Below are 25674 nucleotides of genomic sequence, written 5' to 3'. Positions count from 1 at the left end.
CGTAAGATGATTCCAGGCACTGACCGTCGTGCTGGACAATGCGAATTTACGTGATTTTGAGGCAAGAATATAAAAAAAAGCCTGATATCTTCATCAGGCTCCTAGTTGCTATTCCCACTCAATAGTCGCCGGTGGCTTGGAACTGATGTCGTACACCACACGGTTTACTCCTTTAACTTTATTGATGATATCGTTGGAAACTTTGCCCAAGAAATCGTAAGGTAAATGCACCCAATCGGCAGTCATCCCATCTACGGAGGATACAGCTCTTAACGCTACCACACGTTCGTAGGTGCGTTCATCTCCCATTACTCCAACCGATTGAATGGGCAGCAAAATGGCTCCGGCCTGCCACACTTCGTCATACAATCCATGGTCGCGTAGGCCCTGAATAAAAATGGCGTCTACTTCCTGTAATGTCAGCACCTTTTCTGGAGTGATATCTCCCAAGATTCGAATGGCCAATCCGGGCCCCGGGAACGGATGCCTTCCGATGATATTTTCCGGAATCTCCAGTGCGCGGCCCACCTCCCGGACACCGTCTTTAAATAACGTCTTGAGGGGTTCTACCACCTTCAACTTCATAAAATCCGGAAGGCCACCTACGTTGTGGTGGCTTTTGATCGTAGCCGAGGGCCCATTCACTGAGACAGATTCGATTACGTCCGGGTAGATGGTTCCTTGGCCCAGCCACTTGACTCCCGAAATCTTGGAGGCCTCCTCGTCAAAAACCTCAATAAACGTTCTACCAATGGCCTTTCGCTTCCCCTCGGGGTCAGAAATACCCGCCAGCGCATCGTAAAACTTCTGCTTTGCATCCACCCCGATCACATTGAGTCCAAGGCCTTTGTAGGATTCCAGTACTTCCTCAAATTCAGCCTTGCGGAGCAATCCATTGTCTACAAAAACACAGGTGAGATTCTCCCCTATCGCACGGTGTATCAGCGTAGCTGCCACAGAAGAATCCACACCACCAGACAGACCCATAACTACCTTGTCAGCGCCTATGGTTTCCTTTAATTCGGCAATGGTGATATCAATAAATACATCGGAAGTCCAGTCCTGGCTACAATCACAAATCTGAACCACAAAGTTTCTGAGTAGATTCTTTCCTTCTAAGGAATGTGTCACTTCGGGATGGAACTGTATACCATAGGTCTCCTCGCCTTCCACCTTGTAAGCAGCTATACGTACAGAAGGCGTGCTTGCAATAATATCAAAACCAGCAGGCAGCTCCTTGATAGTGTCTCCATGAGACATCCAAACCTGAGACCCATGCGTCATCTCTTTAAATAACGCGGCGTGCATATCCAAGTGACTGAGGTTTGCCCTCCCATATTCTCGGATTTCAGAGGGGGCCACGTTACCACCATATTTCTGGGCCATCAGCTGAGCGCCATAGCAAACTCCTAGCAGGGGTAACTTCCCCCTAAAAATATCCAAATCCAAATCCGGAGAACCTTCGTCTCTAACCGAACAAGGACTTCCTGACAGGATTACCCCTTTGATATCGTCGGTGATGGCGGGTATCTTATTGTATGGGTGAATTTCGCAATATACGTTCAACTCCCGGACCCTTCTAGCAATTAACTGGGTGTATTGAGAGCCAAAATCAAGAATGAGTATCTGTTCTGCCATGCGCAAAGGTAATCAGCCCATGCCAATTACTAAAAAAAATCGCCAACTTTCCTTTTTGCGCAGGTTTTTCGCTCTTCTTAAAAAATTCTGAAATTCCAATTCCTACACCCTATTGATCCATTGGTTCCGTCGCCTCTCCGACAAAGTGGGTCGCTAGCACCGAAGCATTTATCCCCTGTTCACATAAGTATCTCGCATACGAATCGGTAAACCCATGGGTGAGTAGCACTTCTTCGGCACCGGTTGCAGCTATAGCCTCGTTTAGCCCCCGCCAATCGGCATGGTCTGAAAGAACAAACCCCGCATCTGCTGCCCGCCGCCTTTTCGCTCCGCGTATATTCATCCACCCGGATCCAATGCCTGTACGAAAAGGTGCAAATCTCTTTAGCCAAGGGGTACCTAACGCGGAGGGTGGAGCTATGATCAACGCCTTTCGATACGCATCCTTAGGTGTTGAATCCGACACCTTCTCCACCACAGGAAGATCTAAACCATCTGCCCGCAATGCCTCGTTCGTGTTCCAGATGGCCCCATGCACCCAGGTGGGGCCTATGGAAGTATCCAGGTGGCGAATGATCCGCTGCGCCTTGCCCAGAGCATAGGCAAACAGTACCGAGCACCGTCCGTTGGCGGCATTCTCTGCCCACCACCCGTTGATTTTAGCAAAAACTGCTTGCTGATCTTCCCATTGGTAAATCGGAAGTCCAAACGTACATTCTGAAACAAAGCTATGACACCCCACTGGCTCAAACGCTTCAGACAATCCATCTTCAGCTAATTTATAGTCGCCACTCACCACTTCTACCCGACCCTTATATTCCAAACGAATCTGAGAGGATCCTGGAATATGCCCGGCTGGATGGAAGGAAACCCTCACTCCCTGTACAGAGATAACTTGCCCATAAGAAACCGTATCCAAGGAGATGTCTTTTCCCAGTCGGAGGTTCATCACCGATTTCGACTGTTCATGGGCAAGATAATGACTCATGCCCCAGCGGGAATGATCCGAATGAGCGTGGGTAATAACGGCCCGCTTCACAGGCTTCCAAGGATCTATGAAAAAATTTCCCAGTTCACAGAAAAGTCCGCTGTCGGTATTCTTAAGTAACTCCACCTTACATCTCGGTAACGGGAAGCCCCGGTTTTGCATAGTTCAAACGGGCAAGCCGGCTACCTACATGGTACTCATCGAGCCCGGATACGGACACCGTCCCTAACTCCGATAAGCTAATAAATCCATCTTGTCCAACAGCACTTTCCTGGACAAATACATGCTCTACGGATCCTACAACCAGCTCCGTACCGTTGCATTTCAGGGTTTGAATCTCCTGTAGCTCACAGGCAATCTTCAGAGGGCTACGCTTCACAAAAGGCGCAGGGAAACCCTCCAAATACTCCTCCTCTAAACCCACTGCCTGAAACTCAGAGCCCTCCCAGCGAGCACTGCAATGGTGGGCCTCCTTGTAAAACGAGGCCGTAACATGGTTTAAGGTAAAATAGGAAGTCTTTTGAATATTTTCTAACGTGTGTCTTTCGACAGTATGAGGGCGAAACAATATACCAATCAGTGGTGGACTCGCCCCTACGTGAATGATTTGAGAAAAAGGCGCCAGGTTAGATACTCCGACATCACTGATGGTGCCAATGAGGTTAAGACTTTTATAGCCCGTAAGGGAATTTACGAAGTCCCTGCGGAAGGACTTTTCCGCTGCCAATATAGCTGATTTGCTGAAGTGTTTCATTAAGATAATATTGCCTCCTCGATCGAATCACAGTATTTGATATCGAGCTTATCGATGATGTTCCCAGGGTTATTCTCCATTATCTGCAACTTGGCAATCATAACCATCTTTTCAAACCATTTTTCCGATGGAAGGATTTTCCTATGGACCTTTAGCCCAAAACCATACATTTCTTTTTTCCAGACAAGAAAGTACCACTCCATACTCGGTTGATGAAACGCTCGAAGGGCTCTTTTGTCAAAAATAAATTTGTTGTAGGTTCCACTCTTGACTATTTCAGAAATCTTCTCAAACGTTCGCTTAAAGTCCTCTATCGGAACATAGTCCGTCAACAACTCACAAATGATAATTCCGTCATCGTCATTGGTCAACACTTTGGCGTATCTTTCTTCAAAGGCCAGGTCGAAGGTTTCCATTATTGACTTATTTAACGTTTCTTTCATCTGGATTATACGTTTTGGGATTCGGGAAAGATTCAGGTAAGCCTAAATAATGACTTTCAGATTCCATTAGTGAAAGGTGCTTTTAGGATTTTTACGATGCTTTTCGACTTCTTCTTTCAGCTTGTCCAGATCTACCTCTAACCGCGTAGCATAGTCGATGGTCGTCTTCATAAGCTCCTGTTGGGCAAAAATCTGTTCCTTAAGCCGGCATAACTCACGGTTCATTTCCACGAGTTTCTCCTCATACGCTTTGCGTAATTTCTCCTTTTCCAACTGAGCCTTCTTAAGCTCAGCCCTGAATATCAAATATGCTTCTGGGGGAGTTCTCATACTCAAATTTCGTTAAATGAAACTGGGTTGGTCCATTTCATCGCCATATCTCCGATCGAATAAAGGTAAGCTACCTAGCTCCTAACGAATAGTAGACATGCCACCATCTACCTTCAATACCTGTCCGGTAACCCAACCCGATCGGTCGGATAGCAGATAAAACGCCGCTTCTGCTGAATCCGATGCGTGACCATACCTACCTAACGGATGACGCTTGCTCGCAGCTTCCTTTTTTTCGGGACTGCCCAACAATTGGCTGGCAAGCGGGGTATCGGTAAGCGAAGGGGCCACTGCATTTACGCGGATACCACTGGCAGCCCACTCGGCCGCCAAGCTACGCATCAAACCTTCCACGGCACCCTTTGCACTGGCAATGGAGGCGTGAAAACCTAGCCCAGTCTGTACTGCAACTGTGCTGAATAGTACTACTGAAGAACTCTTTGCAAGTTTTAGATTTTTAAAACAAGCCTGTAATACCTTGACAGCACCTAAAACATTGATCTCATAATCCTTCAAAAAATCCTCAGGACTAAGCCGATGGAAGGGCTTCAGTGTAATACTCCCCGGACAGTATGCCACACCGTGAATCACTTCGGGGATACCCGTTAAGTCAACTTCGGATTCGGTAACATCCAGCTTATTGGAACCAGTTTCGTTTCTGGAAAAAACGAATACATTTGCCGACGCCTCTCGTAACAACGCGACTAACTCCCCGCCGATCCCACTATTTCCCCCAATAACTAGAATATTTTTACCTTCCATCGTATCTATTGACTTTCATTAATAGTAATGAATCTGGCTTCAAATTGTTTGAAAATCGACCACAAAAAAACCGAAGCATCACTTCGGTTTCAAGCCCATACAACCCGTCATAGACTATCTGGAACGGGTGGTTTACAGCTGTATACGCTACATTATTTCTCCATGGAAAGGTATTTCAGAAATTCCTCCCTGCGTTTTTCATCTTGCTTGAATACCCCGCTGTAAAATGACGTAATCGTAGAACTGTTCACGTCCTTTACTCCTCTCGAAGAGACACACATGTGATATGCATCCAATACTACAGCCACATCTTCGGTACCCAATGCCTCTCGCAGCTCGTTACCGATCTGAACGGTCAAGCGCTCCTGCACCTGAGGTCGCTTGGAAAAATATTGAACAATTCGATTTATCTTAGACAGCCCGATCACCTTGCCGCTTGAAACATAGGCAACGTGTGCCTTGCCGTATATAGGCACAAAATGGTGCTCACAATGTGAGTAGAAAGTAATATCCTTCTCTACCAACATTTCGCTGTAGTTGTACTTGTTTTCAAAAAGCTTGGCTACCGGCTTATTTTTGGGATTCAACCCACTAAACACCTCTTGGACAAACATTTTCGCCACCCGCTTAGGAGTGCCCTTCAGGCTGTCATCTGTAAGATCTAATCCCAGGACATGCATGATCTCCTTAAAATGCTTTTCGATAAGCTCCATCTTGAGATCGTCGTCCATTTCAAACGCATCCTCCCGCAGGGGTGTCTCGTGGGAGGTGGCGGCGTGGGAATCTCCCAGTTCCTCGATGGCGTTCACCAAATCAATGTCCTTTGTATTCAACAAAATTCCTTTCTGTCTCATAAAGTCGAATCGTTAACTCAAATTTTGTGTCAATTTTTTCCCTTAGAATATTCCAAATAACCACAGCAATGTTTTCCGCAGTTGGGTTAAGATGCTTGAATTCATCGGTATCTACATTTAAATTTTTGTGATCAAACCTGTCCAGCACGTAAGTCTTTATCAGGTCCTTTAATAATTTCATATCGTATACATACCCTGTGCCAGGATCAATCGGACCCGTCAACTCTACAATTAGGTCATAATTATGTCCGTGATAATTCGGTAGATTACACTTTCCGAAGACCTCTTGGTTCACAGTGTCAGACCAAGACGGGTTATGGAGTCTGTGGGCTGCATTGAAATGTTCTTTTCTAAATACGGATGCTCTCATGCGCTTATGGAACAGTATTTATGATTTTTTTGTTTAAAATCCGTAATCCATTGTTCTATTTCTCCAACCAATAATTTGACGATCAATGGCTTATATTCCCTGTTGCTTTTAGGCCTTTCAATTGCCTTTAACTTGTCAGGAAATAGTATATACAACCATTATCTCTGTTCAACTAGTTCCATTCGGATTTTGTAGTAATCCGGAATAGATTTATTATTTTACACTCGAAATATTGTTCACCTGTGCAAACAGATTTCTGCCATATATGATTTCACTTCACTACTATCTTTGGCCAGTATTGTGGCTATTAAATTTTGGTTCATTAAATACTTTGACAGAAATCCCTGTCAAAGTACCCTCCCCCACCCATTCCACCTATGATATATTGCTGAATGCTGGCGCAGACGTCCCCTCAGAAGATGTGTTTGAGCTGGCCATGCAAGGCTGGAATAAACTACAGGACACCTTATCCTCCAATGTGCTTACCATCATCGACTTCACCCTACCCTCTACCGAAAAGCGCCTTTGGATCGTTGACCCGGTTCAGGGGGAGATATTGCTCCATTCTGTGGTAGCCCATGGCAGAAATTCGGGCGACTTAATGGCTGACAGATTCTCCAACCGACCGGAATCCTACCAAAGCAGCTTGGGATTTTACCGTACTGCCGAAACATACCAAGGCAAACACGGTTATTCGCTTCGCTTGGACGGCCTCGAGGAAGGATTCAACGATCAGGCACGCAACAGGGCCATTGTTATTCACGGCGCGGACTACGCCTCTGAAGAATTTGCCAAACAGGTGGGAAGACTCGGGAGAAGTCTGGGATGCCCGGCACTGCCAACCGAGCTAACAGACAGAGCCATAGACCTGATTAAGGACGGTTCACTACTCTTTATTTACGGAAGGGATCCGAACTACTTGAAATCCTCCCCCCTAATCCATCAGCATCGCTTGACTGCAAGCCTCTAATCAGCGTAAAAACTTGGTTTGTAATGGGGTACCTGTTGGATCAGACCTGCCCGGATTAGCAAATCCTGCATTTGTAGGCTCTATTCCTTTCCTTTCTACTCCATCAAAAGTTAGGCTCCGCTTTTCAGAACAATTGATTGGTTGAGCGCTCTATATAGCGCTTCATCCCGGTCATATAGGTCATGTCTAATTTTCGGATTTCCCAAGCTGTCTGTCCAGAAGGTTAGGTATAGGATTACTACCGGAATTTGGCGCTTAAGCATCACGGTTTGTTCTTTCCCTCCAAACATAGATGACCGAATTCGGTCGTCTGACCACAGAGGCTGATCGGCTAATAGGAGTCGCGCCAATTCCAAAGGCTTTTCAATGCGGATACATCCCGAACTGAGCGCCCGGTCATCTCTGCCAAACAGCTCACGGGAAGGGGTGTCGTGGATATAGACGTTGTGTTTATTGGGAAACATGAATTTCACCCAGCCCAGTGAATTGCTCGGTCCAGGGTCCTGTCGTACCATGTAGGGAAAATTATTGGCTGTTATCTTGCTCCAATCAATCGAATGTGGATCCACCTCCTGACCTGAATAGGTCAGAATGCGCATGTTTTTACTTTTCAAATAACCTACATTCTTTTTAACCGCTGGAAGTACGTCGTTTCTAAGGATCGTCGGCGGTACCGTCCACGTAGGACTAAATACCAAATAGGTCATCGGCGCATTAAAAACAGGGGTTTTTCGATACGCCTTACCGACGATCGCATTACTGTGCAGCAGGGTGTCTCTATCGCGAATATAGTCCATGGAAAAGTTGGCGATATTTACCAAAATCACCTCATTCAGTGTGGTGTCTGGAAGCCAACGCAAACGCTCTAGGTTAACCGAAACCTGCTTGATTAGATCCTCCGGGCGCTTGTTCAGTGCCCGCAAGGTGGCATTTCCAATGACACCATCGGGATTTAACCCCAATTGCTGCTGGTACTTTTCTACACGTTGTACGAGCAACGTATCGTACCACTCTGGATCATCCATTGGAATGGATGTGGTGCCCTCCCAGAAGTCCAGACGCTCCCGTACTTTGGTGACGATGCGGTGCTCCTCGTAAGGTTTTATCGATTTAATTACCGCTAGTTGTTCCCACGAACTAGGGGAATGTTTGGCTTTCTCGTAGAACTCCATCATACTGGAGCGCATACGCTTATACATAGGGAACGCCGGATACAGTGCCTCCAAACTCTTCCGAACTTCACACCCTTCCACGGCTCGTTTGAGCTTAGTAAGAACTTGCTTTTTGGGCTCCTTTTTTTTAAGTTCCCAGCCAAAATCACTGTGACTCGCATCGACTTTTCCGAGGTAAATATGCGAGCCCAGCTCTAAAAATGCGTCGGATAAAATCACGTCAAACCTGGCCTGTTCCATGGGAGTAACGGCGATCCCTGTCCTCCCGGCCTGCTCCATCTTTTCAAAGAACTCGTTTATAGATGCCAATTGATACTCCTCCGGCTTCAGCCCGTCGTACTTGCTTTGCTGAATGAGGTACCGGATTTCATACGCATTGCATGTCAATCGATCATCTGAAATCCAAGCTTCTCGAAAGCCTCTGTCGGAATAAAACTCAAGTGCCTGATCTAGATTAGACAATCTCATACCAGCCAATCCCGCCGATGAGTCATCTTGGAGTACCTCAAACAAATGCCGTATTTCAAAGGAAACACCTGTATCTATCCCGGAGGTCTGTGCGGTCAGGGGCGGTGAAATGACAAATAACATCAAAGCTACCTGCGAAACAAAAAAATTAAATCCTCCCTTTATACACGTATACAAACCGTCCATTTTGTCTATTTTAACCTAAAGTTGATCATCTCCGTACTTCTTCCCAATCTCCCAAGCATCCAGTAACATACGTAAAAAAGACTCCATGTGATGCAAAGGAATTAAATTAGGACCGTCACTCAGTGCCTTCTCGGGATTTGGGTGAGTTTCGATGAAGAACCCATCCACACCGGCTGCCGCGGCTGCCCTTGCCAGATACGGGGCGAACTGCCTTTGTCCTCCACTACTTCCTCCTTGCCCGCCAGGCTGCTGCACGCTATGCGTCACGTCAAAAACGACCGGGGCAAATTGCCGCATGATCGGCAGTGCGCGCATATCCACTACCAGGTTATGATACCCTAGTGAAAAACCCCGCTCGGTCAAACAAACATTCTCATTGCCCACTCCCCGTACTTTCTTCACTGCATATTGCATGTCTTCTGGAGCCATAAACTGCCCCCTTTTTATTTTTACCGCCTTCCCCGTATTGGCCGCAGCCACCAACAAGTCTGTTTGGCGGCACAAATAGGCAGGTATTTGAAGCACATCCACGACCTCCGCAACAGGCGCCGCCTGATAACTTTCGTGGATATCGGTTACCAAAGGAATGGCTAGTCTGCTACCCACTTCTGACAAAACCCCCAGCGCTTTTTCCATCCCTACACTGCGAAAGGAATCCGCAGACGTGCGGTTGGCCTTATCAAAGGAAGCCTTAAAAACGTACAAAAAGCCAAGCCGATCGGCAAGTTCCTTTACGGTGTGTCCTATTTCCATACATATTTCCAGGCTTTCTATTGCACAGGGTCCAGCAAACAATACTGGCTTGTCTCCTCCGAGTACAATTCCCTCCCTAATTTTCATGGTTGCCCCACTCTTATTCATTCCCGTATCATTGATTATACATGGTTCTTCTACTCAGGTTACATGAGCTACTCTAACCTACCCCTCGGCGATCGGCGTCTACGCGATCCGTCTCCACCCCCGTCGGCGAAAAGATCACATACCTAGTCGGTTGATTGAGGAAACTGACCGTGTTTTCTAGGCTATATCCAGCCGATGCAACGCTTCAGACAAGGTGCCCTGGACATGCAGAATAGTATCTGCCAACTCCCGAAACGCCCCCTTGCCGCCTCCCAAGGTACACACAAAATCAACCCGGTCAAGCACATAGGGAAGCGCATCCTTAGGCGCCGCGGAAAAACCTACCTTTCCCAAGACGTCCAGGTCAATGATATCGTCTCCAATATAGGCACATTGTTCCAGGGTTAGATTACGCTCAACGAGTACCCGATTGATGAGTTCTAGCTTATTCTTGACGCCATGGTAATGAAAATCCAGGTTCATCTGCTCGCAACGTCTCTTGACCACTGCCACGTCCCTACCGGTCACCGCTCCTACGGCTAGGCCAAATTTCTTCAGAAATGGGATGATCTGCCCATCTTTTACTTGAAAACGCTTGTATTCTACGCCGGCATCATCCAAAATAATACCCCCATCCGTCAGCACCCCGTCCACATCCGTGATGAGCAATTTAACCGCCTTAATTTTTGCGCGCAGCGTTTCGGATAGGGCTTGGGGCTTGTACATCTTACCGTTTTCTTTTCCATTGGATCGAATACAGGTCCAACCTTCGCTGTTCGAGGTTCCTGACACTGCCTGCCTTTCGGAGCTTGGTAAGCAAGTCTAGGTCAACATCCGCTACAATGGTAGTCTCCGTGTTCAAAGAGGCCTCTGCGATAGTTGCATCGTGGGGAAAGGAGAAATCGGAAGGTGAATAAATCGCCGCCTGCGAATGCTGAATATCCATATTTTCCACCTTTGGAAGATTGCCCACCGAACCGGTGATCGCCACATAACATTCGTTTTCGATTGCTCTGGCTTTCGCACAGGTGCTTACCCGCAGGTACGCATTTTTTGTATCGGTCCAAAATGGCACAAAAAGGATATCCATTTCCTTTTCTGCCAAAATCCTACCTAGCTCGGGAAACTCCACATCGTAGCATATAAGAATACCAATGCGACCGGCATCCGTATCAAATACCCGTATGCCATTTCCCCCTTGAAGACCCCAATAGGCTTGTTCATCGGGTGTAATGTGCAGCTTATATTGCTTCTCCATGGTTCCATCTCTTCGGCATAGGTAACTGACATTGCGCAATTTTTTACCGTCATATTCCGGCATGCTGCCCGCGATTATGTTCACATTATACGAAAGCGCAAGGTCCCTCATTCGGTCCAAAATCTCTTCTGTGTACTCCGCTAAATTCCGAATGGCTTCCGATGCCTCCATGTTGTTAAACCCTGCTAGCAAGGGTGCATTGAAGAATTCCGGAAAAAGGCAAAAATCGGATTTGTAGTTGGATATGGTATCCACAAAAAACTCCACTTGTTGCATCAGGTCATCTACATTGGCAAACCTCCGCATTTTCCACTGCACCAAACCTAACCGTACAATGGTCTTTTTGTTACCAATTAGCTTCTCTTCCTTTTCATAGTAGATATTTATCCATTCCAACAGCGTAGCGTAGGCCCTGGAATCCGTATCCTCCGGCAGATACTTCGTGATCACTTTTCTGACGTGAAATTCATTGGCAAGCTGAAAGGACAGCACAGGATCGAATATCTCCTTGTTTTTTACCAACTCGATGTATTTTCGGGGCGTCATCTGATCTGCGTACTTGCTGAATCCGGGAATTCGTCCTCCAGCAATGATCGAGCGCAGGTTGAGGTTTTCACACAGCTCCTTCCTGGCATCGTATAGCCTACGCCCTAACCTTAGGCCACGATACTCCTTGTCTACAAATACGTCTGTACCGTATAGGGTATCCCCGTTCTCATCGTGTGTATCGAACTTTCCAAAACCGGTAATTTGATCGTAGGTATGGTTATCTCCGTACTTGGAATAATCTACTATCAAGCTCATAGCCACTGCAACCACGGTCCCGTTATCCTCCAGACAGATTTGCCCTTCCGGAAAAGCCTTTACCTGATTTTGAAACTCCTCCTTGGTCCAAGCCATGGATTGGTTCTTGTATATACTGACCATGATCTTTCGTATATCCTCATAGTCAGAAAGCCGTACATTGCGTAACTTTAATCTATGCTCTATTTCTTCTTTTTGCTTGCTCATCGTACAAAAATACTCAATTTAAACTCATTACAATCGCCCCTAAGGCAACACCATAATTGTACCAAACCAAATCGTGGCGTAAAGACCCGTATAAAATATTCAACGTATGCGTTCTATTCTCTGAGGAAAACCCGCCTACAGACTATTCCAATAGGTCAGAAAGCCCAAACATCGTGTAAACATCCTGAATCCCCTTTTCGTTATCGGACAGTACCACCAGCGTATCTCCCGATTCGATCACGGTAGATCCGCTGGGTGTGATGAATTTATCACCCCGTTGGATCATCGCAATAATAGCCGATTTGGGGAAATTCAGGTCTACAATTCGCTGCCCAACCTTACCTGTACCCTCTTCTATCTTGATCTCCTTCATGATGGTGCGCGGATATTCCTCCATAAAGGCATCCGTGGGTTTTTTGGGTTTTGCCTTTTCAGGCAATGCCACATGAAGCCAGCCGGCCACTGCTGATAATGTAGTTCCCTGAAGCAAAATCGACGTCAGGGAAATAAAGAAGACAATGTTGAAAATCACATCGGCCTTTTCAATTCCAGCAAGTAACGGATACGTGGCAAACACAATGGGTACAGCTCCACGAAGCCCTACCCATGAGATATACAGCCTTCTACGTATCTTCATTTTGAAGAAAACCAAGCTGATGAGTACACCGATAGGTCTGGCCACAAATATGAGAAAGCCAGAAATCAGCAAACCTATTCCGATAAAAGGCACCACTTCGGAGGGAAAAACCAACAATCCCAGTGTAAGGAAGAGAACGATCTGCATTAGCCAGGCCAACCCATCAAACATCTTCATGATGGCCTTTTTGTGGATCAGGTCTTGATTACCTAGGTACACCGCACAGATATAAATCGCTAGGAAACCGTTTCCTCCTACAAAGTCAGTGGCAGAAAACGTTCCAAACATCAACCCAATCACCAATACTGGATACAATCCCTCAAAATCTAACCGGATTCGGTTGATTGCCAATCTGCTGACAATGCCAAACAGATATCCCAAAACCCCTCCCAAAACCATCTGGGTGAGGAATAGCGGCAAAATGGACCACAGCTCCTGATCCTGATTGACTACAAGGCCTAAAAAAGCGATGGTAAGTACATAAGCCATGGGATCGTTACTACCACTTTCCAACTCCAGAGTAGGCCGCAAATTGGTTTTCAATGCCAGGTTTTTAGCTCGTAGGATGGAAAAAACCGCCGCCGCATCGGTAGAGGAAACGATCGCTCCAAGAAGGAGCCCTTCGTATAGCGTGAAGTCCGTAACTAGCCAAACGAACACACCCAGCAGCACCGCTGTTAGTAACACCCCCAAGGTAGAAAGTGAAAACCCCTGCCAAAAAACCGGCTTTACGGTCTGCCAGTTGGTATCAAGCCCCCCGGAAAAAAGAATAAAATTTAGCGACACAACCCCAATAAATTGAGCGATTTTTGGGTCATCGAAGTGAATTCCGCCAAAGCCGTCTGAACCAGCCAACATCCCAATGGCCAAAAACAAAACCAAGGTAGGCACACCGAACTTATACGATGTCTTACCTGCAACAATGCTCAGAATCAACAAGGCGGATCCTATCAATAAAATATTCTCAATGGTTAAGTTCATCCGGCGCCTGGCATTTTTACAACTCCAAGGCACAAATATACAAAACCTTACCCAGCAAATATAAGCTGAAAGGCCAATACCTCCACCGGGTCGCACCTAACTGAACCGCCACCTTCCATGCCTAATTCTAAGTCCGGCTTTGGATTTTGCCAATTCGTCACTATTTTACTGGAAAATTAATCATATCCCCCGCGTCAAAATGGACGAACTATACCAAGACATAAAAGATGGAAATGTAGGAAGCTTTTTGGAACACCTAGAACAATTTCTTCAGATTAGCCTTATCGGAGTGGGTGAGTCCAAGCTCACCATCGGGTTGTTAATTTGGTTGATTATCTCCATTACCGCAGTTTTGATCCTCTCTGAATTGGTCCGAAAATTTACGGTAAATAAGGTGTTGGCCCGATATCCGTTAGATCTAGGAACCCGGAAAGCAATAGGCACGATCGTTAAATACGTTTTAATTATTATTGGTTTTTTCACCATACTTCAAAATTCAAACGTAGACCTCAGCGCATTAGGCATCTTAGCAGGAGCCATCGGTGTAGGTATTGGTTTTGGCCTCCAAAACATCACGAATAACTTCATCAGTGGCCTGATCATACTGTTCGAGCGACCGATTAAAGAAGGTGACCGCATAGAAGTAAATGGAATCAATGGAGACGTAATAAAGATCTCTGCCCGCTCCACCATGGTTGTCACAAACGACAACATTACCATCATCGTGCCCAATAGCCAGTTTATAGATAGCGCGGTAATCAACTGGTCGCACAACGACCGAAATATTCGATTTCATATTCCTGTGGGTGTTGCCTACAAAGAAGATCCCGAAAAAGTCCGACGTATACTGTTGGAAGCCGCTTCTGAAAATGCAGGAGTCTTAAAAGCACCGCCCTCCGACGTACTATTTCAGGGATATGGGGACAGCAGCATAGATTTCGATCTCCGAGTCTGGACCTCAGAATATATCAACAAGCCTCAGGTGTTAAAAAGCCAGCTTTATTACGATATCTTCAAGAAATTTAGGGAAGCAAACATTGAAATACCCTTTCCCCAGCATGACTTGCATATCCGCTCTGGATTTAAAAAAAACGATGAAACAGACCATTAAACCAGCACCTTACCTTATATTTATCGCAAAATTACAGAAAAATGAAGCGGAAGGTTTTTTGGGGATTTTTTTTAGGAATATTTTTCTATGTTACTGGCCAAGATGTTTATGGTCAAGCAATCTATAGATTTCGGTTCGAAGAGCCTTGGTCATTTGCTGTACACGCTGGACCCACCCAATATTTTGGTGATTTGTATTCGCTATGGAAGTATTACGAAGGCATACAGCCAGATTACAATGTAGCTCTTTCCGGAAGGTATACCTTCGGCACAAACCTAAAAGCCCGTGTAGACCTGACCTACTATCAGATCTCTGGAGAAGACACCAAAGCAGACCCCAGAAGCGGAAGAATACCCCGTGATTTAAATTTCCGAGCCAGAAATTACGAAGCCGCGTTTCTGTTTGAGTACTATTACAAGCCCGTAAAGGTATATAACATCACGCGCGAGTTCATTAACCCCTATATCTTCGCAGGTGTTGGCGTATCCACCAACGACCCCTATGCGAATTATCGGGGCAATTGGATTCCATTAAGACCCCTCAGAACCGAAAACGAAGCTTACCCTGGAGTGGTCATGGTTTTCCCTATGGGCTTAGGGCTAAAGTATAAGGTCAACGTTTACATGGATTTCTTCATCGAGGGGAACTACCGGTTCACCCTCACCGACCACCTGGATGATATCAGTTCCTTTAACATGTCCGGGTTTTACGAAGAATTGATCGCGGATTATGTATCTGGGGAAAACCCAGATCGCCTTCGATTATCAGTAAGACAAGCGCGGTATTTGTTGGAAAATGGGGAACCCAATGTGAACTTAATCCAATCCAGCCGAGGCGCACCGCGTAGAGGAAGCGGAGATCCCAGACTAAATGAACCAAATGCCCGATACGATGGTTATTTTTCGCTGAACTTTGGCGTTGAAATTTATTTTGCCCAAGACATATGGGACAACTGGATCTTTAGGCATCGTGGACGTGGCTGGAGGTTCTGGTAATTTGCTGATCTGTCTATTCCTCATGTACTCATCCCACCCATATACATTGTCATTTTAGAAATGAATACCGATTATTTTTTTTAATTTTGAAACCATTTTCCAAATACACTTACCAATATCAAACATGGCAGACTACAATTTTCGAGAAGTAGAACAAAAATGGCAAGCCTACTGGGAGTCATCCAAGCAGTTTGAAGCCAAGGTAGATGCTACTAAACCGAAGTTCTATTCCTTGGACATGTTCCCGTATCCCTCTGGCGCGGGGTTGCATGTCGGCCATCCCCTAGGATACATTGCCTCAGATATTGTTACCCGGTTTAAAAGGCTCAAAGGTTTCAATGTTCTTCATCCCATGGGTTATGACTCCTTCGGGCTTCCCGCAGAACAGTACGCCATCCAAACAGGACAGCACCCAGCCATAACTACCGAAGAAAATATCAACAGGTATACAGAACAGTTGAAACGTATTGGCTTTGCTTTTGATTGGAGCAAAGAAGTCCGCACCTCCGATCCTGCGTACTACAAGTGGACTCAATGGATCTTTATGCAACTCTTCGGCAGTTATTACGATCTTCAGGCGGATAAAGCACTTCCCATTGATTCATTAATACAGACATTTCAACAAACCGGCAATATGTCGGTGCAGGCGGTTTGCGACGAAGATACCGAGGAGTTTTCCGCTGCCGATTGGGAAGCCTACAGTGAAAGTAAAAAACAGGAAGTCCTCCTAAAATACCGGCTGACGTTCTTGGCCGAAACGACCGTCAACTGGTGTCCGGCATTGGGTACTGTGCTTTCCAACGACGAGGTGAAAGACGGCTTTTCGGAACGTGGCGGACACCCCGTAGAGCGGAAAAAAATGATGCAGTGGAGCATGCGAATCACTGCCTACGCAGATAGACTTCTTCGCGAACTTGAAATGGTTGATTGGCCGGAGCCAGTAAAGGAAATGCAGCGAAATTGGATAGGGAAATCTACTGGCGCAGAAATGGTTTTTCAGGTTGAAGGTCATGACCTTCAGATCAAGGTATTTACTACCCGCATAGATACCATCTATGGCGTAACCTACCTTGCCTTAGCTCCAGAGCATGAATACGTGAAACTGCTGACTACCGATTCCGAGAAGGAAACGGTGGAATCCTATGTGGAATCCGCCAAGAACCGGTCCGAGAGAGACCGGATGAGCGACGTAAAAACAATTTCCGGCGCATTTACCGGAAGCTACGCCATCAACCCGTTCAACGGTGAACGCATTCAAATCTGGATTGCAGACTATGTGCTGGCGGGATACGGCACCGGTGCGGTCATGGCGGTACCGGCGCACGATGAGAGAGACTACAACTTTGCGCGTCATTTTGACCTGGAAATTCGCCAGGTTATCGAAGGCAGCATGGAAAATGGAAGCTTTCCCGGCAAGGGAGGCATCATCATGAACTCCGATTTCCTCAATGGCCTGGAAATGCAGGATGCTATGAATAAGGCGATAGCATTTTTGGAGGAAAAGAAGATTGGTAAAGGCAAGATTCAATACCGGATGCGGGATGCCATTTTTACCCGGCAACGTTACTGGGGTGAACCGCTTCCTGTTTATTTTAAGGAGGGTTTGCCTTATTTGATTGCCGAAAAAGACCTACCGCTCATTTTGCCGGATGTGGATAAGTTTCTACCAACGGAGGATGGCGCTCCCCCATTAGGCAGGGCCAAGGATTGGACCTATCGCGTTGATGGTCAAGAATATCCCTTAGAATTGAGCACGATGCCGGGTTGGGCAGGATCCAGCTGGTACTTCTTCCGGTACATGGACCCCGCTAACGAACGCGTATTTGTCGGTGAGGATGCCGAAAAATACTGGGGTGCTGTGGATCTTTACATTGGTGGTGCGGAGCACGCGACTGGCCACTTGTTATATTCTAGGTTCTGGACGAAGTTTCTATACGATCGCGGTTTAGTTAGCATTAAGGAGCCTTTTCGCAAAATGATCAACCAAGGCATGATTCAGGGTAGGTCAAATTTTGTGTTTAGAAAGAAGGGAACCAACACCTTTGTAAGTGCCGGACTGCGACATGAGCACGATACGGTTCCCATGCACGTGGATGTCAACATCGTCTACAACGATCAATTGGACTTGGACGCTTTTAAAAATTGGAGACCTGACCTAGCGGATGCCACATTCATTTTGGAGGAGGGTAAGTATCACTGCACCGCAGAAGTTGAAAAGATGTCCAAGTCAAAATACAATGTAGTGAACCCCGACGACGTCATCGAACGATATGGCGCCGACACGCTGCGACTCTATGAGATGTTTTTGGGACCGTTGGAGCAATTCAAACCTTGGAACACAAACGGCATCGACGGAGTATACAAGTTTCTGCGTAAACTGTGGAAGCTATATTTTGACAATAACGGAAAACTATCCGTCACAGACAAAGCTCCCAGTAAGCAAGAATCAAAAGCACTTCACAAGGCCATCAAGAAAGTAGAGGAAGATATAGACCGTTATTCTTTCAATACCTCGGTGTCCACCTTTATGATTTGTGTGAACGAGCTATCCGCCCTGAAGTGCAATAAAAGGGCTATCTTGGAGCCACTATTGGTGATTCTTTCTCCCTATGCGCCACACATTGCCGAAGAACTCTGGCAGCAACTGGGGCATGGGACTTCCATCATCTACGCAAGCTATCCGGAGGCCAACGAAGAGTTTCTGGCAGAAGACACCCACGAGTACCCGGTTTCCATCAATGGGAAAATGAGGGTAAAAATCACCTTACCCCTCGACCTTTCGAAAGACGAGATCGAAAAACAAGCACTTGCTAGCGACGCATTGCAGAAATGGCTGGAAGGCAAAGTTCCGAAAAAAGTAATCGTTGTCCCCGGCAAAATCGTTAACATTGTAGTGTAATACCAAAAGGCTTGGATCCAACTCCAAGCCTTTTTTTAACCCTCATTACCATGGCAAACCGCTGGTTCATTGCATTTGCAGCACTCCTTACCAGTATCGTATTGGCGTATGCCCACCTGAAAGTGTACTTTGAATTTATTCAGGGTAAAGAACAACCCATTCCTGAGGGAATCATGCAGTTTCATGGAACCGAGCCGGTTCTTTCCCCCATGGCTACTTTGGCTTTTGGTTTGGTGTTTGCTATGTTGGCGGTAGGTGCTGCCTATTTCAGCCTCCTATCCAAGCATCGAGAGGTGTTTTTTGTTTTGGTTATTTGCTTGTTGATGATTTGGGTTCGCTTATTGGCTGGAGCAGTGTAGGGTCAACGAATTACTTTGAACACTTCACTTTTCCCTCCATATTGCACCTCAACAAAAAACAGCCCCTTGGGCATCTTGGAAAGAGAATTGCTTAAGTCAATTAGTCCAATTTCGCCCTCCAGTAGCAACAGGATTCCCGAGGAAGGAGAATAGACTTTAATCTTGGCTTTTCGATCGTCACCAAGCTGCCCTCCTCTATATAGCAGGTAAAGATTTGTTCCATTCACTGGATTGGGATAAAGATCCCAAGTTTCAGTTCCTATCTTCGAGGACACCTGCACCATTCGGATTTCACTGATATAAACAGGCTTGGTACCATCTACCGATACTACTTTGATTCGATAGTAATACCTGCCGTCCCTAGCATGCTGCGCGCTATCTACAAACTGATAAGATCCGTCAACACTTCCCCCCGAATTTGACGCTATGTGCCCAACTACGGAAAAATCGTGTATTCCCCCAAAAGAACGCTCTATTTGATACGTATACTCCCGGTTGCCATCCAACACGTTCCAGCCCATAGTGACCCCACCCGCGGATTCGTCATAGTTCAATTTCACGAAATCTATTGACAGGGGCAATGCTACAAAGGCTGGTAGCTGAAACTCGTAGACAAATGTACACTCGTATTCATCGGTTACTGTAACGGTATAGACACCGTCCTTTAGCCCATAAATTGCCGGTTCATCTGCAAAAAAATCATCCGGTCCGGACCATGCGTAGCTGAAGCTGCCAATGTTCTCCAGTACTAATTCAATCCCTCCATCCGGATTCTCTTCATTTGTCGAATTTATCACATTGGTAGATTCTGATATAATCAAGGCCTCCGGAATGGGTAGATCAACATAATATGTGTTCGTGGTACCATTCGCATCCTGTAAAGTCAGTTGTGCGGTGCCCCGTTGAAAAAAATCTACTATTGGATTTGGTTGGTTGGAGGTTACGATGCTAGCATTTGTAAAAGTCCAGCTATAAATAAATGGCTCTCTTCCGCCATTTGCCGTACTTACAAAACGTACGCTCGTTGCACCATCTAGGGGGCAATCATATTCATATTCAAACTGAACTGCTAAAGGCGCATCCACGACAATGGCTGATTGGAACTGGCACTGGGCGCTTGGATAATTGTTACATTCATAAGACGTCGATCTATCCGAACCACTTGTTGTCCAAGCCATCATTGGATTTAATAGACTTACCTCAACACCACAGGTCCAAGTCAAAGGAAAGCTAGCTAATGTGATAAACCTTGACACATCAGTCGCTACAGGAATAGGCCCAAAAAAATAATTTAGAAAAGAAGTCTGATCCCCGACCTTCAAGTCTGCAAACAGGCGAGCATTATTCACATTGCTATTAGTGCTCGTACGGTATTTAAATGTGATGTAGGTCACTTGCTCAACGCCCGGTTCACAAGTCAAGAGAGAGTTCGTGATTGGTGTGCCATTGATATCACTTAAAAATACCGCTTCAATGGTGTAGTTGCTAGATGAACAACTCCTATTTTCGCAGGATCTCAAATCACGCAAATGAGGTTGATTTTGACTAAAAGCTTCCTCTTTTATCGCAAACAGTAAAATTACAAACAACAATATTTTGACTGTACGATACATTTTTATCGGAATAAAATTTTATTCTAGGTGATATTGAATTTTATTTCTCGAATATTATAACAAATATAGAAATATTATTCTGAAACCAACCAATACACCTATAAACGTAGGCACCATCAACCTGTACCTCCTCGGTAAAACTGAAGACCTGTTATTACCGGAGAATCCCATTCTACAGCCCGATTTTTATTCTCTATCAAATCCCCTTACCTTTACAGCCGAAAAAAAAAATCAAAATGAAAATAGCAGAAAATACCGTGGTAGGCTTGACCTACGAACTAAAAGTCACCAACGAAGCAGAGGATTCCATCCCTTTCTCCGTAGAAGTGCGGGACCAAGAAGACCCTTTTTATTTTGTGTTTGGAAACAGTGGGCTTCCGGAGAAATTCGAACGGCTATTGGAAGACAAAGCAGAAGGCAATACATTCAATTTTACCTTATCGATCGAAGAGGCTTATGGATATGCAGACGAAGAGTTGATCCTTGCTGTACCAAAGGCGCAATTTACTGGTGAAAAAGGGTTTCAACCGGATATGCTGGAAGAAGGCAACTTCCTGCCGCTGATCGACGAAGACGGCTACCCCATGCAGGCAAAAATCATCAAAGACATGGGCGAGGAATTGCTGTTGGACTTCAACCATCCCTTAGTTGGAATGAACCTACACTTTGACGGAGAAGTCTACCGGGTGCGGGAAGCGACCGAAGAGGAAGCTCAAAATGGTTTCGTGGAGTAAACGAATTGAAAGCTATTTTGGCAAGGACATAACATCCTCTCCGCTAAATTTTAAATATACCTGATCTCCCTCGCGAAAACCCCTCCCGTTGTCAAAAACTGTCCAGTCCAGCGCAACATCCTCCAACGAAACGGTTAATTGATTGAAAAAAGGTAAAAAACGGCAGCTCTTAACCCTGCCCTTGATCCCTTCAGACGCCTGCGAGAAGTGAATGGCCATAGGCCTCAAAAAAAGGTCCTGACTTCCCGGAAGGGGGTTCAAGGGGCTGAAAAGCTCTGCTACATACCGGCTTTGGGGTTGTTTTAACAATTCTTCCGCTGCTCCGTACTGCACCAAGGTACCTGTATGCAACACGCCAACCTGCGAGGTGAGCATTAAGGCATCGTTGAGGTCGTGCGTAACCCAAATCCCAGTGATCTGCAACTCATTCAATGCATCCCTGACTTCCTCCAACAACTGCCGTTTTTGCAGCGGGTCCAAATGACTAAAAGGCTCGTCGAATAGCAATACCTCCGGTTCTACGCTCAATGCTTTGGCAATCGCCACCTTTTGTTGCTGTCCACCGGAGAGTTCTCTAGGCAAACGCTTGCGCATACTGCCAAGCGAAAATGCTTCCAAAAGGTATTCGGTGCGATCCTGAGCATACGACTTGTCATACAGGAGCAAGGGGCGTCGGATGTTTTCCTCCACCGTGGAGTGAGGATAAAGGTTGAATTGCTGATGAACGAGCTGTATCTGATCGTATCCGGCTACAAGTTTTTGCGAAGGATTCAAGATGGCCATATCTCCTAAAAACACCTCCCCGGTGTCTTGTGTTTCAAGCCCCGCAGCTACGCGAAGAAGGGTACTTTTACCGGATCCGCTTTCACCGATCAATCCCAACAATTGCCCCTTGGGTAACTCCAACGTGAGTCCATTTAGCGCCAACGTATCGCCATCAAAACGTTTGCTGATATTTCTTAGACGTAAAAAACTCATTTTGCTAGTGTGGCCTGAATTTTCTTCGGCAAACTACCGAATACCAACCCGTAGGAATGATCCACCCAAGTAAAAATATCGCTATCCTTTACAGTGCCATCAAAAGGCACCGTGTTCCAGTGTTTTTTGTTCATGTGGTACCCGGGCGAAACAGAAGGGTGCTCCGCCCTGATTTCTTCTGCCTGTTCGGGTAAACATTTGAGATTCACGCTTTGAAACTGCTCGATGTCAATGATCGCGAAAATCTTCCCCCCGACCCTAAAACACAGGGTGTCCTCATCAAAGGGGGTATCCTCCGTGGCACCTGGTTTTGCCAGGCAATAGCTACGAAACGCTTGAATGTCCACTTTCCCGGTGTTTTAGGCCAATCGCTTTACAATCCACACAATCAGCGCCGCCAGAAACATCAATATGGATATTTTGTTGATGCCGTGCATCATACGCAAATTGAAGTTTGGCCGGCTATCCGGGTCGGATTTCTTGAAGACACGAAAAAAATAATTCCCCACATCTCCTAACTGGAAAAACTCTTTTACTCGCTTGTTTGCCATATCGTTTCTGTTCTTGATGTATTTAGGAATCCACAGACTCAGGTTCTATCCATTGTCCGTCTTTCCGAATAATTTCTATCAGCTCATCCACTGCCTTTTTGGATGGAACCGACCGCTTCACTACTTCTTTGCCTTTGTACAGGGTGATTTTCCCCTTACCCGAGCCCACATAGCCATAGTCTGCATCTGCCATCTCTCCGGGACCATTTACAATGCAACCCATTATCCCTATTTTCACGCCCTTAAGGTGGTCTGTACGCTTTCGTATCATCGCAGTAGTTTCCTGCAAATCAAAAAGCGTACGCCCACAGGAGGGGCAGCTAATGTATTCTGTTTTGGACATGCGGGTCCTTGCGGCTTGTAGCACACCAAAGCTGATGGTATTATGCAGCTTCACTTGGTTTAGTCCAGATTCCCTATCCGACCATATCGAATGGTCCAATCCCATGAGTATTCCGTCACCCAGACCGTCAATCAGCAAACCTCCCACATCGGTAGCAGGGAATAGCATTTGTTGGTCTTGGTCTACGGCGCCGTAAGCCACTTTGACCACCACCGGCACAGATACCCCTTGCTGCATGAGAAGCACAAATGCTCTCCTCAAAGCTGCCATCTGATGTAGATTGTCCGTGCTCAATACCACTACCACCTCGCGGCAATCTTTCAAGTAAGGGATTGCCTTTTCTACCTGATTGTCCTGCAGCCAAAGAAAATTGAGTGTATCGTGCCGTCGGCTGGCGCCTACATACTCTTCCCATGTAAACGCCGGAAATTTATTCACCTTATCTTCCTGTTTTTCCCAAACTTCAACATCCTGAACTTCTTTGAGTCCGTTTGGCAGCATAAAGGATATGGGGTTTTTGCCCGTATACACATAGTCAGCCCCTTGATCGTTCATTTTCCACTTGTCCAGCTCGGGGAGGTAAAAATGACCCACTTGCTTCAGTTCCTTTGCGGTGATCGAAGGAATCCTGGAAAGATCTGTAATGACACGGGGCACGTTACCCCCGCCAAAATTTGCGACTTCGACGGTCTCCCGACGATTATGGACAAAGGGATCTATGGGATAATCCGCAATCGGCCCAATAGGGGCATGGGACTGCCTTTCCTCGTATCGAGCGATTAAGGTTTTTACTACCGGCGCCTCAAACTCTGGATCCTCGGTCAGGGAAACCCGAACCGTATCTCCGAGACCATCCTCAAGAAGGGTCCCAATACCTACGGCAGACTTAATCCGTCCATCCTCGGCTTCGCCAGCCTCCGTAACGCCCAAGTGAAGCGGGTACGGTTTAAACCCTCCTTCATCTAACTTCTGTACCAACAGCCGATAAGCCTGTACCATCACCTGCGTGTTGGAGGATTTCATCGAGATAACGATATCGTGGTAATTTTCATCCTCGCATATCCGTAAAAATTCCAATGCAGACTCCACCATGCCTAGAGGTGTATCGCCATAGCGACTCATGATACGATCGGAAAGCGAACCATGATTGGTTCCTATACGCATGGCTGTTCCGTATTCCTTGCAAATCTTCACCAAGGGAAGGAAGCGCTCACGAATGCGCTCAAGCTCCGCCTGATAGGATTCGTCGGTGTATGAAATAACCTCAAACTTCTTTTTATCCGCGTAATTTCCAGGGTTAATGCGCACCTTCTCCACAATACCTGCTGCAACTTCCGCAGCATTTGGCGTGAAGTGAATGTCCGCCACAAGCGGCGTGGTATACCCCCTCTCCCGGAGTCTATTTTTGATAGACCGGAGATTTTCTGCCTCCTTGATGCTTGGTGCGGTAATCCTCACCAATTGACACCCGCTCTCGATCATCCGAATAGCCTGCTGCACAGAACCTTCTGTGTCCATCGTATCCACCGTAGTCATAGACTGCACAACAATGGGATTGTCACCTCCCACCCAAACATCTCCAATTCTCACCGGAATGGTCTTTCGCCGGGAATATTCGGTAAGGCTATTGCAGTAATTGATTTTCTCTGATAGCGTCTTGATTTCCATATTCAAATATCTCCTAACTGGGGACGGATTACAATTTCTTCAACAACAGACTGAGGCGAAAGGTTATAAGCAGACCAAACCGTTTCAGCCACGTCCTCGGGTTTCATAAAGCGATCGGGCGGAAGATCTACCCCTTCCCAGCTTGCGGTCAGAGTTGCCCCTGGCAACACGGAGGTTACCCGAATACCATGAGGAAGCAGCTCCTGCCGCAGGCATTTGGTAAATCCCAACATCGCCCACTTGGATACGGCATAACTACCGCCGTTCGGATAGGCCGTTAATCCAGCGATAGAACCTATTGAAAAAATATGCCCCGCTTTTCGGCGAATAAATCCTTCGACAAACGCCCGGGTAATGTAATAGGCCGAAAATAGGTTGGTCTGAAGGGTTGTTTCAAAATGACCTTCCGGTTCATTGTGCAGCGCCCCGGGCAAAAACACTCCCGTATTGTTCACCAGTACATCAGGTACTATTTGAGAACTAACCGCTGCCGCAAACTGCTTGGCCTCTTCCTTATGACCCAAATCTGCTACATACGTACATACCTTGATACCGGGAAACCGAGATGTAAGTTGCTCGGACAACTCGTCCAGGTTCTTCTGACTTCGGGAGCAGGTGTACAGATCAAAGCCTTCCTGAGCAAACCTATACAAGATTGCTCTCCCAATGCCTTTGGTTCCACCAGTTACCAATATACTTTTTGACATTTGTTTGTAATTCAATTATTAGTATGACAACTAATTACAAAAAACAAAGTTACA

At 46.2% G+C, this 25674-nt stretch carries 25 protein-coding genes; 6 read left to right on the top strand and 19 right to left on the bottom strand.

The window, feature by feature from the left end; translation table 11 throughout:
• Nucleotides 1–108: 108 nt before the first annotated feature.
• From guaA to JJU34_RS01860, 8 genes are all read right to left on the bottom strand, one after another.
• Nucleotides 109–1638 (bottom strand): glutamine-hydrolyzing GMP synthase, encoded by a 1530-nt coding sequence (gene guaA, locus JJU34_RS01895; protein ID WP_228690623.1) that lies wholly within the window; start codon nucleotides 1636–1638, stop codon nucleotides 109–111.
• A gap of 109 nt (nucleotides 1639–1747) precedes the next feature.
• Nucleotides 1748–2752 carry a ligase-associated DNA damage response exonuclease gene (locus JJU34_RS01890; RefSeq protein ID WP_228690622.1) on the bottom strand — a complete coding sequence of 335 codons (1005 nt, stop codon included), beginning with the start codon at nucleotides 2750–2752 and terminating at the stop codon, nucleotides 1748–1750.
• 1 nt (nucleotide 2753) lies between these two features.
• Nucleotides 2754–3380: a flavin reductase gene (locus JJU34_RS01885; protein WP_228690621.1), complete on the bottom strand. Its 627-nt coding sequence runs from the start codon at nucleotides 3378–3380 to the stop codon at nucleotides 2754–2756.
• Nucleotides 3380–3823 carry a hypothetical protein gene (locus tag JJU34_RS01880; protein WP_228690620.1) on the bottom strand — a complete coding sequence of 148 codons (444 nt, stop codon included), beginning with the start codon at nucleotides 3821–3823 and terminating at the stop codon, nucleotides 3380–3382. The genes JJU34_RS01885 and JJU34_RS01880 overlap by 1 nt, the downstream gene beginning before the upstream one ends.
• Before the next feature lie 66 nt (nucleotides 3824–3889).
• The gene (locus JJU34_RS01875) at nucleotides 3890–4153 is read right to left on the bottom strand and encodes a guided entry of tail-anchored proteins factor 1 (RefSeq protein ID WP_228690619.1); all 264 of its coding nucleotides are present in this window, start codon (nucleotides 4151–4153) and stop codon (nucleotides 3890–3892) included.
• An 81-nt stretch (nucleotides 4154–4234) separates the two neighbouring features.
• Complete coding sequence (locus JJU34_RS01870; RefSeq protein WP_228690618.1) at nucleotides 4235–4915, bottom strand: SDR family oxidoreductase; 681 nt, start codon at nucleotides 4913–4915, stop codon at nucleotides 4235–4237.
• Between the two features lie 152 nt (nucleotides 4916–5067).
• Nucleotides 5068–5769 carry a GTP cyclohydrolase I FolE gene (folE, locus tag JJU34_RS01865; protein ID WP_228690617.1) on the bottom strand — a complete coding sequence of 234 codons (702 nt, stop codon included), beginning with the start codon at nucleotides 5767–5769 and terminating at the stop codon, nucleotides 5068–5070.
• The gene (locus tag JJU34_RS01860; RefSeq protein ID WP_228690616.1) at nucleotides 5729–6139 is read right to left on the bottom strand and encodes a 6-carboxytetrahydropterin synthase; all 411 of its coding nucleotides are present in this window, start codon (nucleotides 6137–6139) and stop codon (nucleotides 5729–5731) included. Before JJU34_RS01860 ends, folE begins: the two co-directional genes overlap by 41 nt.
• A 265-nt stretch (nucleotides 6140–6404) precedes the next feature.
• Here JJU34_RS01860 and JJU34_RS01855 point away from each other — a divergent pair, with 265 nt between their 5' ends.
• Nucleotides 6405–7109, top strand: coding sequence for a murein L,D-transpeptidase catalytic domain family protein (locus tag JJU34_RS01855; protein WP_228690615.1), 705 nt, complete (start codon nucleotides 6405–6407; stop codon nucleotides 7107–7109).
• Between the two features lie 110 nt (nucleotides 7110–7219).
• Here the strand turns inward: JJU34_RS01855 and JJU34_RS01850 are convergent, their stop codons facing one another.
• From JJU34_RS01850 to JJU34_RS01830, 5 genes are all read right to left on the bottom strand, one after another.
• The gene (locus JJU34_RS01850; RefSeq protein ID WP_228690614.1) at nucleotides 7220–8935 is read right to left on the bottom strand and encodes a L,D-transpeptidase family protein; all 1716 of its coding nucleotides are present in this window, start codon (nucleotides 8933–8935) and stop codon (nucleotides 7220–7222) included.
• Between the two features lie 15 nt (nucleotides 8936–8950).
• Nucleotides 8951–9796, bottom strand: coding sequence for a 3-deoxy-8-phosphooctulonate synthase (gene kdsA, locus JJU34_RS01845; protein WP_228690613.1), 846 nt, complete (start codon nucleotides 9794–9796; stop codon nucleotides 8951–8953).
• A gap of 156 nt (nucleotides 9797–9952) precedes the next feature.
• The gene (locus JJU34_RS01840; RefSeq protein WP_228690612.1) at nucleotides 9953–10501 is read right to left on the bottom strand and encodes a 3-deoxy-manno-octulosonate-8-phosphatase; all 549 of its coding nucleotides are present in this window, start codon (nucleotides 10499–10501) and stop codon (nucleotides 9953–9955) included.
• A 1-nt stretch (nucleotide 10502) separates the two neighbouring features.
• Nucleotides 10503–12044, bottom strand: coding sequence for a bifunctional GNAT family N-acetyltransferase/carbon-nitrogen hydrolase family protein (locus JJU34_RS01835; protein WP_228690611.1), 1542 nt, complete (start codon nucleotides 12042–12044; stop codon nucleotides 10503–10505).
• A gap of 142 nt (nucleotides 12045–12186) precedes the next feature.
• On the bottom strand, nucleotides 12187–13662 hold the full coding sequence (locus tag JJU34_RS01830; RefSeq protein ID WP_228690610.1) for a potassium/proton antiporter: 1476 nt from the start codon (nucleotides 13660–13662) through the stop codon (nucleotides 12187–12189).
• Nucleotides 13663–13861: 199 nt separating this feature from the next.
• Here JJU34_RS01830 and JJU34_RS01825 point away from each other — a divergent pair, with 199 nt between their 5' ends.
• From JJU34_RS01825 to JJU34_RS01810, 4 genes are all read left to right on the top strand, one after another.
• Entirely contained in the window at nucleotides 13862–14773 is a 912-nt protein-coding gene (locus JJU34_RS01825) for a mechanosensitive ion channel domain-containing protein (RefSeq protein ID WP_228690609.1), read from the top strand.
• A 41-nt stretch (nucleotides 14774–14814) separates the two neighbouring features.
• Nucleotides 14815–15768 carry a DUF6089 family protein gene (locus JJU34_RS01820; protein WP_228690608.1) on the top strand — a complete coding sequence of 318 codons (954 nt, stop codon included), beginning with the start codon at nucleotides 14815–14817 and terminating at the stop codon, nucleotides 15766–15768.
• 124 nt (nucleotides 15769–15892) lie between these two features.
• Nucleotides 15893–18667, top strand: a complete 2775-nt coding sequence (gene leuS, locus JJU34_RS01815) for a leucine--tRNA ligase (RefSeq protein WP_228690607.1) — start codon at nucleotides 15893–15895, stop codon at nucleotides 18665–18667.
• A 50-nt stretch (nucleotides 18668–18717) separates the two neighbouring features.
• Nucleotides 18718–19026 (top strand): hypothetical protein, encoded by a 309-nt coding sequence (locus JJU34_RS01810; protein ID WP_228690606.1) that lies wholly within the window; start codon nucleotides 18718–18720, stop codon nucleotides 19024–19026.
• Between the two features lie 2 nt (nucleotides 19027–19028).
• Here JJU34_RS01810 and JJU34_RS01805 read toward each other — a convergent pair whose 3' ends face one another.
• On the bottom strand, nucleotides 19029–20111 hold the full coding sequence (locus tag JJU34_RS01805; RefSeq protein WP_228690605.1) for a hypothetical protein: 1083 nt from the start codon (nucleotides 20109–20111) through the stop codon (nucleotides 19029–19031).
• 764 nt (nucleotides 20112–20875) lie between these two features.
• Here JJU34_RS01805 and JJU34_RS01800 point away from each other — a divergent pair.
• On the top strand, nucleotides 20876–21373 hold the full coding sequence (locus tag JJU34_RS01800; RefSeq protein ID WP_228690604.1) for a peptidylprolyl isomerase: 498 nt from the start codon (nucleotides 20876–20878) through the stop codon (nucleotides 21371–21373).
• A 12-nt stretch (nucleotides 21374–21385) separates the two neighbouring features.
• Here the strand turns inward: JJU34_RS01800 and JJU34_RS01795 are convergent, their stop codons facing one another.
• The 5 genes from JJU34_RS01795 to JJU34_RS01775 are packed head-to-tail and all read right to left on the bottom strand — an operon-like array spanning nucleotide 21386 to nucleotide 25620.
• A complete protein-coding gene (locus JJU34_RS01795; RefSeq protein WP_228690603.1) occupies nucleotides 21386–22351 on the bottom strand; it encodes an ABC transporter ATP-binding protein in 966 nt (321 codons plus the stop codon).
• On the bottom strand, nucleotides 22348–22698 hold the full coding sequence (locus tag JJU34_RS01790) for an MmcQ/YjbR family DNA-binding protein (RefSeq protein WP_228690602.1): 351 nt from the start codon (nucleotides 22696–22698) through the stop codon (nucleotides 22348–22350). The genes JJU34_RS01795 and JJU34_RS01790 overlap by 4 nt, the downstream gene beginning before the upstream one ends.
• 12 nt (nucleotides 22699–22710) lie before the next feature.
• Entirely contained in the window at nucleotides 22711–22902 is a 192-nt protein-coding gene (locus JJU34_RS01785) for a DUF6728 family protein (protein WP_228690601.1), read from the bottom strand.
• Between the two features lie 22 nt (nucleotides 22903–22924).
• Nucleotides 22925–24913: a (E)-4-hydroxy-3-methylbut-2-enyl-diphosphate synthase gene (gene ispG, locus JJU34_RS01780; protein ID WP_228690600.1), complete on the bottom strand. Its 1989-nt coding sequence runs from the start codon at nucleotides 24911–24913 to the stop codon at nucleotides 22925–22927.
• 2 nt (nucleotides 24914–24915) lie between these two features.
• Nucleotides 24916–25620 (bottom strand): SDR family oxidoreductase, encoded by a 705-nt coding sequence (locus JJU34_RS01775; protein ID WP_228690599.1) that lies wholly within the window; start codon nucleotides 25618–25620, stop codon nucleotides 24916–24918.
• Nucleotides 25621–25674: the final 54 nt, after the last annotated feature.

This window comes from Lunatimonas sp., from assembly GCF_020832325.1.
In the GTDB taxonomy this organism is placed as follows: Bacteria; Bacteroidota; Bacteroidia; order Cytophagales; family Cyclobacteriaceae; genus Lunatimonas.
The sequence above is the reverse complement of the archived record's forward strand: the minus strand, read 5'-3'. Positions and strand labels throughout refer to the sequence as shown.